The sequence below is a fragment of the Adlercreutzia equolifaciens DSM 19450 genome (assembly GCF_000478885.1).
Lineage (GTDB): Bacteria > Actinomycetota > Coriobacteriia > Coriobacteriales > Eggerthellaceae > Adlercreutzia > Adlercreutzia equolifaciens.
Map to the genome: position 1 here is coordinate 1,282,350 of NC_022567.1, position 13,327 is coordinate 1,295,676.

Here is a 13,327-nt window from a genome sequence, read left to right on the forward strand (position 1 = left end):
ATGCGACTTTATAGTTTAACGCTCGCAACAGTTCGTGATACTCCAGGCATGAAGCTCGAAAAATCAAAGATACCTCAGGCGTGAAGGCTATTGCCACGTATGTTTCTTGTGAGGGCAAGCTGAGAGTTTTCTAGTTGTTGGAGATTGAAGAATCTACAATGCCATCGCTGAGCATGCGCGCATGCTGCTACGCAATACCGTGCATGAATTTAACCAATATGATTTAGAAAGATATAGCTCCGCCGGAAGGTGAATAAATGGGTCAGCAGGAAGTCAAAGATGGCGAGACCTTGCGCGAGGTGGTTGAGGTGGTATCGAAGGGATCAATATGCGGCCGACCGCAAATCCAGTTAAGTCGTTAGGTTGCAGGAACGTAATGTTTTGAAGCTGTGGTGGACGTACTACGCGCCGATTGCTGACCGCATGGTCAGACCTTGTATCGCTTGCCGTGAGTCTATAGGTGGGTGATCCTGTTTTTTCGCTTTTGTCTCAGGTAGCTGGAAGGCAATGCTCCTATAATGGCTAGCAACGAATGACATTCCTGATCAGAGACTAGGGTTGCCATATGAACCAACTGGAGAAAGTGAAGGCGACATGGCAATTCACTGAGGCATACAACAACTTATGACTACTTTCGTAGAAATACAGCAGGAGTTTGGGAGATGCTGTTGGGCTAACGATGGCATGTCCTGCATATTTGTTCGAACTCTAAATGATGACACAAGAAAGACGATTGCTAAACGGCTCAACCAATATGCGGTACAGCTTGATTGGAGTAGGGTTATCGGTCTCGTCGACGTGTCGAAGAGGCACGATGCGACTGCGGGCATTCTAGTGTGCGACAAAAAAGCTTATTTCTACGGCGGTCGCAAGAAGCCTCAGAAGGTTTGGTACGACGAGGTTAGCAGAATTGCGCTATTGAGAACTGAAGAGGGTTCCGATTACGGGATAAAGTTCGAGCTCGATAGTAACGTCGACTATTCGTGGAAATGCGATGCCGTAGACTGCGAGGCCGTCGCAAAGCTCATCAAAAGCATCAAGAGGATCAGCCGTGCCGCTGCGGAGGAATACAACCGAGTCAATCTGGAGTACGAGAACGAAGCAGCTGGAATAGAAGTAGGTGGCCTGACCGTCGGGAGCAGGGGCATCGTCAATAAGGTATACGACGAGGATAGATTCCATGTTCGGCAAGGCCACGGATTCGCCGCGGAAAGAGCGAACAATTTAGAGGATCGGCTGCATGGCAAGAAAGCTACCATCGAGGGTGACAACAACGTCAAAAATGGCCCCGATAGGGCGATCCGCCAACCGGATGGGCCAAAGGTTCTCATCCAATCGAAGTACTGTGCGACCGGAAGGAGGAGCATAAACGGTTGCTTCGAGAATGGCGGTAGCGGCGAGTTCCGCTACTTCGACAGCAACGGCAAGCCCATGGTCATCGAGGTGGCTTCAGATACCATTGAAGATGCGCGCAAGGCGATGGCCGGTAAAATCAAAAACGGGCAGCTCAAAGGAGTCACGGATCCTGAGAAGGCCAAGGAGATAGTGCAGCCGGGGCACTTCACCTACCAGCAGGCGAAAAACATCGCCAAAGCCGGGAACCTGAACTCCATCATCTATGACGTGAAGTCCGGGGCCGTCATCTCCCTCTCGGCCTTCGGGGTGAGCGCCTCTATAACCTTGGCCATTAGCATATGGAATAGCGAGGAGCCGACCGCTGCATTGAAGAACGCTGCATTCAGCGGCATCAAGATAGGCGGTACGACGTTGGTCACGACCGTCCTGGCGAGTCAGATTGCCAAGTCCAGCATCAATGGTGCGATGACGCCCAGCTTTCAGGCATTAGCGAAGGTGCTGAGCCCCAAGGCCTACGCGGCACTGGCGAACGCTTTCAGGAGCGGCGCCACGCTTACGGGAGGGGCTGCGATCAACAGCGCCGCCAAGTTGCTGAAGGGCAATGCCATCACAGCTGTGGTAACAACTGCGGTACTGACATCGTTCGACGTCAAGGATATAGTGCTCGGCAGGATCTCCGGGGCACAGTTGGCGGTCAACTTTGCCAGGACGACCACGACGGTTGCTGGGGGCACAGCGGGATGGCTCGGCGGCTCGGCCGTAGGCACGATGGTGCTGCCCGGCGTCGGCACGGTCGTGGGCGGCCTTGTGGGCTCTCTGGCTGCGGGCGGCGGCCTCGGCGTGCTGATTGATAAGGCGACCGGTAAATTCTTCGACTCCGATACTGACAAGATGCTTCGATTGGTGCAGGCAGCCTTCCGGGACATCAGCGAAGAGTATCTCCTGAGCCAAGACGAGGCTGAGAAGATATCGGACAAGCTCGTGACCAGGATCAATGAAAAGGCATTGAAGAAGATGCATGCGAGCAAGGACAGGTACTGGCATGCGAGAGGCATTATCGAGCCACTCGCGGAAGATCAAGTTAAAAGGCGTCCGCGTATTGCGGCGCCCAGTGAGGACTTGATGGAGGAGAGCATCGATTCCGTGGTCATGGACATCGCTTTGGAGCTGGAGGGTAATGGTTCAGATGAATGACGAGAAAGAGCTTGTGCAAAAGCTAAAAGACGCCTTGAGGCGCTACGGGGCGGATTACGGGTTCGTCGTTACTGACAAATCCGTGAGAAAGCTGGTTGACGACAGCATCTATGAGATGTTCGATTTGAAGGGCTGCTCGCCGAAGAAGCTTGTCGAAGCATTCATGGAAGTCGGCAAGGTCATCGAGCAATCGGATGATGGAACGGAATACGTGGCAGCAGTTTGTGCTGGTATAGCCCATATGAACATCGCGCTCGTTGTGGCAAAAACGCGCAAAGACAAAGTCGAGTTTGTGGCCACTGCAAATGAAGGACTAATTAAGCAAAATACTGCAAATCACGCGATTGATCGAGTCGAGAAACGCCTTTTTATCAGTTAGTCCTTACGAGGCGTGAGTTGCGGCTATTTCTGGTTGGCGAACGCTTTCGGTGCCCGCTTTGATGAGCATTGGTGCGTCTGGGCTTGGTTTTCGGGGGCTATGAATTGAGGTTTTCGCAGATGGTGGGATAGTGCGCTCTGTTTTCGTAACGCAGCCCTTACGTGGAAAAGTTGTGGAAGCGAAATAACCTCACCTGGGGTATCATTGTTCTCAATGTTCCCCTACCGAGGAGTTGGTCTTTCCATGAGCACAGAATCAATGACCACGACAGGGGCCGCCGTGCCCCAGGCCGCAGCGGACGGGGTGACCAACCCCAAGGGCATCGGCTTGTTTCGAATGGTCACCACGGTCATCACGCTCATCGTCGGCGCGGGCGTGTTCTCGCTGTCGGGCGATGCAGCGGCCGGCGGCGCGAGCGGCTGGGCGATACTGACCGCCTGGGGCATTTCCGCCATCGGCGTGTTCTGCCTCGTCATGACGTTCTTCGCGCTTTCCCGGGTTAAGCCCGACCTCAAGGGCGGCATCTACACCTACGCCGCCACGGGATTCGGCGACTTCCTCGGCTTCAACAGTGCCTGGGGCTACTGGATCTCGGCCCTTCTGTGCACGGTCAGCTTCTCGGCGCTTCTGTTCGGCGCGCTGTCGTACTTCTTCCCGATCTTCGGCAACGGCACGAACCTCTACGCCGTCATCGGCGCCTCCTGCATCATCTGGTTCTACGCCTTCCTCGTGAGCCGCGGCATCAGCGAGGTGACTCTCATCAACGCGGTCATCACCATCTCGAAGTTCGTGCCCCTGCTCATCGGCATCATCGCCATCATCTTCATCGGCGCCTTCAAGCCCGACATCTTCATCGCGAACCTCACCACCGGAGCCGACCCGTCGCTCGCCTTCGTCGACCAGGTGCAGACGGCCATGATGGTGACCATCTGGGTGTTCATCGGCATCGAGGGCGCGGTGGCCATCTCCGGCCGCGCCAAGAAGGCGAAGGACGTGGGCAAGGCCACCATCATCGCGTTCATCTGCGTGCTGACGCTGTACCTGACGGTGTCCATCCTCTCCATGGGCGTCATGCCGCTCTCCGAGCTGGCCAACCTCGAGAATCCGGCTCTGGCCTACGTGATGCAGGCCGCCGTGGGCGATTGGGGCGCCGTGCTCATCAACTTCGCCGTGTCGCTCTCGCTCATCGGCGCCATGCTCGGCTATACGGTGCTCGCCAGCGAGTCCCCCTTCGAGGCCGCCGAGGAGGGCGTGTTCATCAAGGCCTTCGCCAAGACAAACAAGAAGGGCGCGCCGGTGGTGACGCTGGTGGTCACGAACATCATCATCGAGCTGTTCCTCATCACCTGGCTGTTCACCGATTCCACCTACCAGTTCTTCTACACGCTGTCCGCCGGCATGATTCTTCTGCCGTACCTGCTGTCCGCCGCCTATTTCGCGAAAGTGGCCTTCAAAGAGCCCGAGGCCTTCAAGGGACACCTCAGCGGGCCGATTCTCTGGTGGCGTATCCTTGGCTGCGTGGGCGTCGTCTACAGCTTGTTCCTTTCGTGGGCCGCAGGCGTGCTCGGTGTCATCCTCATGTGCCTTTTGTACGTGCCCGGTATCATCATGTACATTTGGGGCAAGAAGGAGCGCGGCGAGAAGTACTTCCAGAGCACCCTGGACAAGGTGGTGCTCGTCGTTATCATCGCGGCAGCCTGCCTGTCTATCTACCTGTTGGTGACGACGCCCGGCCTCGTGTAGCGACGCTTCGGTCGAAACGAGAAAGCGACCCCGGCAATCGCGCCGGGGCCGCTTTTTTCACGGAAGGGGAGGGTGGTGGATCCGTGGAAGGGAAGGAGCGAGCCAGGGATCCTTGGGCGAGCGCGCTGGCCTCGTTGTGCGCGTCCCTAGTCGAGATTAAGCGGCGAAGCGCTCTCCTCGCCGAAGAGCTTCAGGCACTCCTCGCTCACGACGAAGCGCGCCGCCTCGGGCAGCATGCGCACGGTGAAGGGCGTGGTCGTCCCCGTCACCTCGCCGTCGTATTGCACATCCAGCGGCGGGTCGGCGACGACGGTGCATTCCCGGCAGCGGAAGACCTCCATCACATCGGGGCGCGCGGGGAACTCGCCGGCGCGGTCGAGCATGCAGCTTAAGATCGCCGGGATGAGGCCCACTGCGTCGTGGGTGTTCATGACCACGATGTCGAACATGCCGTCGCGCGGCAGGTTCTCGTGGACGAGCGAGATGTCGAACTGCAGCTTCGAGAAGTTGATGGCGAGCACTCCCACGCCCTGGGTCTCGACGGTCTTCCCGTCGATGGTGAGCGTGATGCGGGAGAACTGCGGCGCGAAGTTGGCGAAGGCCGCCGTGAAGTAGGCCATGGGGCCCAGAAGGCGCTTGGAGGGCTCCGCGCCCTCCATGATGGCGGCGTCGTAGCCGGCTCCGGCGATCATGGAGAATCCGAAGCGCTCGCCATTGGAGAGCTCGATCTCCCCGATGTCGAAATCCATGAGGCGCTGCTCGCGCATGAGATGGGCGAGCGCGTGGGGCTCGGCCGGCGAGGCGAGGTTCATGGCGAGCAGATTCGCGGTGCCAGCGGGGAAGGGGAGCAGCGGGATGCCCGTCTCGGCCAAAAGGTAGGCCACCGAGGCCACCGTGCCGTCGCCGCCAGCGGCTACCACGGCGTCGAAATTCTCGGCGTCGCGCAGAAAATCGGCGAGGTCGGTGTTACCGTCGGTGCAGCGCACGCAAATCTCGTCGCCGTCGGACGCAAAGGCGCGCATGAAGTCGTAAATGGCCCCGTCGCGGAAGCCGGAGGCCAGGTTGTTCACGATGAGGAGTTTCACATAATTCCTTTCCCTTGCTATTATAGGATGGTACTACAACCTCATCTCTTACAGACAAGGACCGTCGTGGAATACATTGCAAGCCAAGAAAACCTGGAGGCCTTCGTGCGCAGAGCGGCCTCGTCGTCGGTCTTGGCCATTGATACGGAGTTTCTGCGCGAGAAGACCTACTACGCGAACCTCTGCCTCATTCAGCTGGCCACGGATGCGGAAGTGGCCGTCGTGGATCCCTTCGCCATCGAGGACATGAAGGTGCTCGCCCCGCTGCTCACCGACTCTTCCATCGTGAAGCTCTTCCACGCCGGAGGCCAGGATTTGGAGATCCTCTATCGCGAGCTGGGCGTTTTGCCCGCGCCCCTGTTCGATACCCAGGTGGCGGCCACCCTTTTGGGCCACACCCAGCAGATCGGCTACGGGCCTTTGGTGCACAGCCTGTGCGGCGTGAACTTGAAGAAGAGCGACTCGTTCACCGACTGGTCGCGCCGACCCCTTTCCACCTCCCAGCTGGAATACGCCGCCGACGACGTGATCTATCTGCCGAAGATGTACCGCATCATGGTGGAGAAGTTGGAGGCGAAGGGGCGTCTGCACTGGCTCGACAACGACTTCGCCGCCATGAGCGACCCGGCCCATTACGAGAGCGACCCCTTCGAGCGCTACAAGCGGCTCAAGCGCGTGGGCCAGCTTACGCGCCGGCAGCTCTCGGCGGCGCGGGAGGTGGCGTGCTGGCGCGAGGTGACGGCTCAGGAGCGCGATATGCCGCGCAAGTGGGTGCTCACCGACGAGCAGATCGTTGAGGCCTGCCGTCGCGAGTCCCGCACCATCGACGATTTGTTCCTGATCCGCGGCGTGCGCGAGAAGCTGAACACTCGGGACGCCCGGGCCGTGGCCACCGTGCTCGTCCGGGGTCTCGATGCCGCGCCCGATACGTGGCCCGAGCTGGACAAGTCGCCGAAGAGCGAGCGCAACGTCGATGCCGAGCTCGATCTCATGGAGGCGCTCGTGCGGCTGCGCGCCAAGGAGAACGACATCGCCATGCAGACGCTGGCCTCCCGGACGGAGCTCGCCCGCGTCGCCCGGGGCTACACCGCCGACGTCGATGTGCTGCGCGGCTGGCGCCGCGCCATGGTGGGGGACGAGCTGCTGGAGCTTCTCGCCGGCCGGCTCGCCCTGTCCCTCGGCCCCGAAGGACTCGTGGTGACGCCGCGTTCCTGAGGCGGTTACGTATCTTTCACGCTTTCGGCGCCTCCCGGGCGACCGGGGCGCTCCCATGCCTATAATTGACTGCCAAAAATGCAAGGCATACGCAAGGAGAACCCTATGATTTCCAGCAGTTACCTCATGCTCATCGTCGCGACGCTCGTCATCGGCATGGGCGCCCAGTGGTACGTGAACCACAAACTGAAGACCTACTCCCATGTGGCGAACTCCACGGGGCTGACCGGCGCCGAGGCGGCGCGCCAGATGCTTTCCTACTACGGCATCTCGAATGTGCAGGTCTTCCGCGGCGGTCCGGGCCAGGACTACTTCGACCCGCGCAGCAACTCGGTGACGCTCTCGCCCGAGGCCTTCGACGGGCGCACCATCACCGCCACGGCCACGGCCTGCCACGAGGTGGGCCATGCCTGCCAGTACGCCCAGGACTACACGCCCATGAAGATCCGCGGGGCCATCGTGCCGGCGGTGAACCTGGCCTCGAACGCCTGGATCTTTCTGCTCATGGCTGGCATCGTCCTGAACATCGCCGGTCTTACCACCGCGGCCATCATCATGTACGCGGTGGTGGTGCTCTTCCAGCTGGTGACCCTGCCCGTCGAGTTCAACGCCTCCCAGCGCGCCATGGCCTACATGGGCCAGATCGGCCTGCCCGCCCAGGAGCGCAAGGGCGCCTTCGACGTTCTGCGCGCCTGCGCCTTCACCTATCTGGCCGCCGCCCTCACCTCCATTCTGCAGCTTCTGTGGCTGCTCGGCCAGCGCCAGGAGTAAACGGAGCCTGCTGTGGCGGTGGAAGAGCGCGAGACGACAACGGAAGAGGAGGCCGGCGCGGCCCTGTCGGTGTCGGCGGCCATGGGCCTGGCCAAGAATGCCCTGGAAGAGGTCGTGGTGCGCCTGGTAGGCGAGGTCTCCGAAGTGAACGACAAGCCCGGCTACAAGGCCGTGTACTTCACCGTGAAGGACGAGAAGGCCTCGCTTCCGTGCATGATGTGGATGAACCGCTACCAGGCCTCGGGCGTGGCGCTTTCCGTCGGCGCCCTGGTGGAGCTCACCGGGCGCTTCTCGCTGTACGCGGCCAAGGGGCGCATGAACTTCGACGTGTTCTCGGTGTCGTTGGCCGGCGAGGGGCAGCTGCGGCTGCAGGTGGCCAACTTGGCGCGGGAGCTCGAGGCCATGGGACTGATGGATCCGGCCCGCAAGCGTCCTTTGCCCGCCTATCCCGAGACCATAGGGCTCGTCACCTCGCCGCGCGGCGCCGCCGTCCACGACGTGCTGCGAACCCTGCGACGGCGGTATCCCTTGGCCCGCATTCTGTTCGCCGGCGTTCCCGTGGAGGGCCCCGGGGCGGCCGACGGGCTCGTGGACGGTCTGGCCAAGGTGGTCTTTGCCGGCGCTGAGGTGGTGCTCCTCGTGCGCGGCGGCGGATCCTTCGAGGATCTCATGCCCTTCAACGACCGTCGGCTGGCGCGCACCATTGCCGCCTGTCCCGTGCCCGTGGTGACGGGCATCGGGCATGAGCCGGACACCTCCATCGCCGATATGGTGGCCGACGTGCGGGCCTCGACGCCCACGGCGGCCGCTGAGGCCGTGGCGCCGGCTCAGGGCGAGATCGCCGCCCGCATCCAGGGGCTCGGCGCCGCCATGGGCCATGCCGAGAGCCGTCGTTTGGACGCGCTGTCGATCAAGATGGAACGGGTGGCTTCCCTGCCGCTGTTCCGCGAGCCGACGCGCCTGTTCGACGGCGAGGCGCTGGCCTTGGACGACCTGTCCGACCGCCTCGGCCGCGCGCTGCCGGAGGCGCTGCGCGAGGATCGCCACAGACTGGGGCTTATCGGCGAGGCGCTGGGCCGCATGCTGCCCGGGCTGCTCTCGGCGCCCAGAGGAGCGGTGGGCGCCGCTGCAGGGCGCCTCGGCTACCTCGGCGAGCACTTCGGCGAGCGCTCCCGGCAGCAGCTCGATGGGGCGCGGGGGCGCCTGATGCGCGCCGGCGCGGCGATGACCGACCCCTATCGCGCGTCGGTGGCCGTGAGCGCGGCGCGCCTGCACGATCTGTCGCCTCTGGCCATCATCGGCCGCGGTTACGCCATGGCCAAGGGGGAGGACGGCCGAGTGGTGAGCTCGGTGGACGGCGTCGCGGCGGGGGAGCGCCTCGTGGTGACCCTCTCCGACGGTGAGCTGGACTGCACGGTGGACGATATCCGCCGCATCCACAGCGCCGTCGAGGCTTGGGACTGATGATACGCGCAGCGACGAGTGATACACGCAACGATGAGAAAGGAAGCGCCATGAGCGATGCCGCGAACCTTGACGAGAAGAAGCCGGTGGAAGAGCTGACCTTCCGCGAGGCCTTGAGCGAGCTGGAGTCCATCGTCTCCGTGCTGGAGAGCAATACGCTGGAACTGGAGGAGTCCCTCGCCGCCTACGAGCGCGGCGTGGTGCTCTTGGGCTCGCTGCAGAAGCGCTTGGGCGCCGCCGAGCAGCAGGTGGAGGTGCTCATGGGCGAGCTGGTGGCCGCCCCCGACGACGAGACCCAGGACACGACCCTCTCCTAGGGCGGTGACGGCGCGACAGATTCCGTAGGGGCAGACCTTGGTCTGCCCACTCGACCGGAATGATGTCTTCAGTTGGAAGGGGGGGATCAAGGTCGCCCTCTACGGGGAGCCGCCTCCGCAATTCAACGGAAAAAATGACGGGGTGTCAATCGGTGAGCGGCGCTCCGCTTGCCGATAAGGACGCGAGCAGGTGCGACGCGCCCTGCGTGCACTCCTAAAATAGGGGAAACTATTGATTAGGAGGTAAGTCATTGAACGTCCTCGTCCTCAACGCCGGTTCTTCCTCTCTGAAGTATCAGCTCATCAATGTTGAAACCCATGAAGTGCTCGCCAAGGGCATCTGCGAGCGTGTCGGTTCCGCCGAGGCCTTCCACAAGCACGGCATCGACGAGAATGAGGTGGTCATCGACACCCCCATGCCCGATCACAACGCCGCCATGGCCCTCGTGCTGGAGGCGCTGACGAGCGGCCCCACCAAGGCCATCGACTCTTTGGACGACATCGACGCCGTGGGGCACCGCGTGGTGCAGGGCGGCAAGTACTTCGATCGCTCCGTGCTCATCGATGACGATGTCGTCGCCAAGATCGACGAGCTGGCGGAGCTCGCGCCTCTGCACAACAAGGCCGCGCTCATGGGCATCGAGGCCTGCCGCGAGCAGATGCCCGGCAAGCCCATGGTGGCCGTCTTCGACACCTCGTTCTTCCAGACCATTCCGCCGAAGGCCTACATGTACCCGTTGCCCTACGAGCTGTACGAGAAGCACGCCATCCGCAAGTACGGCGCCCACGGCACCTCGCATCGCTACATTGCCGAGCGCGCGGCCGCCTTCATGGACGAGCCCTTGGAGGACCTGAAGCTCATCACCTGCCATCTGGGCAACGGCTGCTCCATCTCCGCCATCGACCACGGCGTGGCCGTTGACACCTCCATGGGTCTCACGCCTCTTGATGGCCTTATGATGGGCACCCGCTGCGGCGCCATCGACCCGGCCATCGTCCCCTTCATCATGGAGAAGGAGAACCTCACGGCGGCCGAGGTGAACGACCTCATGAACAAGAAGAGCGGGCTTTTGGGCATCTCTGGCATCTCCAACGACCTGCGCAGCGTGCGCCAGGCCTCCGAGGAGGGCGACGAGCGCGCCCAGCTCGCCTACGACATGTACTCGAACTCCGCGAAGAAATACATCGGCCAGTACATCGCCGTCATGGGCGGCGTCGATGCCATCGTGCTCACGGCCGGCGTGGGCGAGAACTGCGACAAGATGCGCCGCATGATCTTCGCGGGTCTGCAGCCGCTCGGCATCAAGATCGACCTGGAGAAGAACCGCAAGGGCCTGCGCGGCGAGCGCGAGATCTCCACGGACGACTCCGAGGTGCGCATCGTTATCATTCCCACCGACGAGGAGTACATGATCGCCCGCGACACCTATCAGCTGGTGAAGGAGGGCACGCTCGAGATCACCGAGCTTGCGTAGGCGCTTTCGGCTCCGAAAAACTAGCCCCGGATTGACGGTTGTTCTGTAAAGATCGTCAATCCGGGGCTTCTTTTTCTTCGGATTAGGCTGTTTCGGGAAAATGCTAGCCACAAATCGACGGTCCTAACGGAACAATCGTCGATTCGCGGCTGGAAAAAACGAGATCGAGGCCCAGAGCGGGCCACGATCTCGTGGGGAGGGATTGCGGGGCGCTCGGGTGCGCCCCTATCGCATCAGGCGAGCTACTTCACCTGGGCGAGGGCGTTGTTCACGGCGTCTTTCAGAGCCGTGGAGGAGACGGTGGCGCCGGCTACGGCATCCACCTCGGTGGACTGGGCCTCGATGATCCGGGCCGGCAGGGCGTCGAGCGCCAAGCTGCCCACACCAGCGGTCTCCTGCTGCTGCACGATGTCGATGGCAGCGATCTTGCCGCCCTCCACCTTCACCTTCACCGCCAGCTCGTTGCCCATGCACAGGGTCGAGGTGCCGAGGTACTCGTTCTCGCCGAGCTTCGCGGACGCGGTCGGGTCAGGATCGACCTCGTGGCTGCCGCTGCCCTGGGTGTAGACGATCTCGGAGGCCACGCCCATGGGGAGCACCGGCAGCGGATCCTTCTCGGCCGCCGCGCCCACGCCGGCCAGCTGACCGAAAATGAGGCACTCGGCCATGTTGCCGCCGCCGTTGTACTGGTACGGGGTCATGCCGCCGAACTCGCCGGCGGAGTAGAGGTGCGGAATGGGCTCGCCGTCGGTGCCCACGACCTCGGCACGGGCGTTGCGGCGGGCGCCGCCCTGGGTGTTCAGGAAGGCCTGGATCATCTCGATGGCGTAGAAGGGGCCATCGCCGAAGGCGCGCATGGTCTCGGCGGCGCGGAAGAAGGCTGGGTCATAGCCATCGTTGGCCATCTTGTTGAAATCGGTCACGGTCTGCTCGAGCTTGCCGGCCGGAATGCCGAGGGCGCTCTCGAGTTCGGCGATGGTGGCGGCGGAGACGACCTGATCCTCGAACCCGGCCGGGATGCCGTGGTACTCGGCGATGGCCTCGTTCTGGGCGGCGTCCCACACCATGTAGGTGTTGCGCGGGCGCTTCACATTTACCCAGTCGCCGTTGCTCGGCACATGGCCGTGGCGGTTGTACACGTCCTCGCGCAGGTAGCGCTCGCCGCCGTTGCCCACGACGATGACGCTGCCGGAAAGGTTGCGCAGGTCGTTGAACGTCTTGGCGTGCTGATCCTCGTTCACCACGAAGGAGATGCCGCCGAGCGCGAAGCAATTGCCCTCGTAGGCCTCCATGTGCCACAGATCGGCGCCGACGCCCATGGCCATCTTCACGCCGTCGCCGGTATTGAACAGGGTGCCGGCCGGGGTGCTCTTGGTGAGGCCCAGGAAGTCCTCGACCATCTGCTTGTTGTTCTCGAAGCCGCCCATGGTCATGACGACGCCGTTCTTGGCGCGGATGTTCACCGTGTCGCCGGCCTTGTCGATCTCCACGCCGATGACGGCGCGGCTGACCGGATCCTGGAAGAGCTTCGTGGCCGGGGACATGTACCACACGTCGATGTTGTCGCTCATGGACATGACCTTGTTGCGGTAGGTCTTCCACAGCGCGGAGTTGCACACGTTGTCGCTCACGGTCAGCACGTGCAGCGCCTCGCCGCCCTCGAGCTCGGGGTACTCGGGGATGAACATGGCGATCATCGGCTGGGCGGAGGAGTCCTCCTTCCAATCGAGGAAGTTCTCCTCGGGGACGCCGAAGAAGTCGCGCAGCATGGTCTTCGTCTGGGTCAGGCCCTCGGCGTACACGTCCATGAGCTCGTCATCGACGGCGAAATCGCCGGCCATGGCCTTGTTGTAGGCGAGCATGGCCTCCTTGTCGTCGGAGTTCAGGATGATCTGGCCGCAGAAGCGCGTGTTGCCGCCCTCCATGCCCTGAGGGGCCTTATCGATGAGCAGCACCTTCGCGCCGGCGTCGGCGGCGTAGCAGGCGGACACGGCACCGGCGCCGCCGAAGCCGATGACGACGACGTCGTACTCGCCGTCCCAGGCGATGGTGTCGGCGAAGGTGGTTCCTCCGTTGCCCGTGTTGGCCATGGCCTTATCGGCCGGGGTCTGCGGCGCGCAGCCGGCAAGGCCGAGGCCGGCGACGGCGGCCATGCCGACACCAGCGCTGGTGATGAACTGTCGGCGGGTATATTTTCCCATTTTCCACTCCCTTGTGGTCGGTATCTTCGCGCCGGGTTGATGTCTGGCGAAGACGTCGCGTGACGTACTCGCTCCGGCGCTCCGGGGATCGCGGTGTCCCCGATCACGCTGGTCACTTTAGCGGCAG

At 62.2% G+C, this 13,327-nt stretch carries 10 protein-coding genes; 8 read left to right on the forward strand and 2 right to left on the reverse strand.

Annotated features, from left to right (window positions below; genetic code table 11):
* Window positions 1-624 precede the first annotated feature (624 nt).
* The 3 genes from AEQU_RS12285 (at window position 625) to AEQU_RS05055 (ending at window position 4,672) form a co-directional block, all read left to right on the forward strand.
* On the forward strand, window positions 625-2,550 hold the full coding sequence (locus AEQU_RS12285) for a hypothetical protein (RefSeq protein ID WP_051353394.1): 1,926 nt from the start codon (window positions 625-627) through the stop codon (window positions 2,548-2,550).
* Window positions 2,543-2,929: a hypothetical protein gene (locus AEQU_RS05050; RefSeq protein ID WP_022739848.1), complete on the forward strand. Its 387-nt coding sequence runs from the start codon at window positions 2,543-2,545 to the stop codon at window positions 2,927-2,929. The genes AEQU_RS12285 and AEQU_RS05050 overlap by 8 nt, the downstream gene beginning before the upstream one ends.
* Window positions 2,930-3,187: 258 nt before the next feature.
* On the forward strand, window positions 3,188-4,672 hold the full coding sequence (locus AEQU_RS05055; protein ID WP_041714487.1) for a basic amino acid/polyamine antiporter: 1,485 nt from the start codon (window positions 3,188-3,190) through the stop codon (window positions 4,670-4,672).
* A gap of 146 nt (window positions 4,673-4,818) precedes the next feature.
* Here the strand turns inward: AEQU_RS05055 and AEQU_RS05060 are convergent, their stop codons facing one another.
* On the reverse strand, window positions 4,819-5,757 hold the full coding sequence (locus AEQU_RS05060) for a diacylglycerol/lipid kinase family protein (protein ID WP_022739850.1): 939 nt from the start codon (window positions 5,755-5,757) through the stop codon (window positions 4,819-4,821).
* Window positions 5,758-5,823: 66 nt separating this feature from the next.
* Here AEQU_RS05060 and rnd point away from each other — a divergent pair, with 66 nt between their 5' ends.
* The 5 genes from rnd to AEQU_RS05085 all read left to right on the forward strand — a co-directional run bounded on the left by rnd (window position 5,824) and on the right by AEQU_RS05085 (window position 10,999).
* On the forward strand, window positions 5,824-6,972 hold the full coding sequence (gene rnd / locus AEQU_RS05065) for a ribonuclease D (protein ID WP_022739851.1): 1,149 nt from the start codon (window positions 5,824-5,826) through the stop codon (window positions 6,970-6,972).
* Between the two features lie 105 nt (window positions 6,973-7,077).
* Entirely contained in the window at window positions 7,078-7,743 is a 666-nt protein-coding gene (locus AEQU_RS05070; RefSeq protein WP_022739852.1) for a zinc metallopeptidase, read from the forward strand.
* A 12-nt stretch (window positions 7,744-7,755) separates the two neighbouring features.
* Entirely contained in the window at window positions 7,756-9,207 is a 1,452-nt protein-coding gene (gene xseA, locus AEQU_RS05075; protein ID WP_022739853.1) for an exodeoxyribonuclease VII large subunit, read from the forward strand.
* Between the two features lie 50 nt (window positions 9,208-9,257).
* Window positions 9,258-9,524 (forward strand): exodeoxyribonuclease VII small subunit, encoded by a 267-nt coding sequence (xseB, locus tag AEQU_RS05080; protein ID WP_022739854.1) that lies wholly within the window; start codon window positions 9,258-9,260, stop codon window positions 9,522-9,524.
* A 251-nt stretch (window positions 9,525-9,775) separates the two neighbouring features.
* A complete protein-coding gene (locus tag AEQU_RS05085) occupies window positions 9,776-10,999 on the forward strand; it encodes an acetate/propionate family kinase (RefSeq protein ID WP_022739855.1) in 1,224 nt (407 codons plus the stop codon).
* Between the two features lie 242 nt (window positions 11,000-11,241).
* Here AEQU_RS05085 and AEQU_RS05090 read toward each other — a convergent pair whose 3' ends face one another.
* A complete protein-coding gene (locus AEQU_RS05090; protein WP_022739856.1) occupies window positions 11,242-13,200 on the reverse strand; it encodes an FAD-binding protein in 1,959 nt (652 codons plus the stop codon).
* Window positions 13,201-13,327 lie beyond the last annotated feature (127 nt).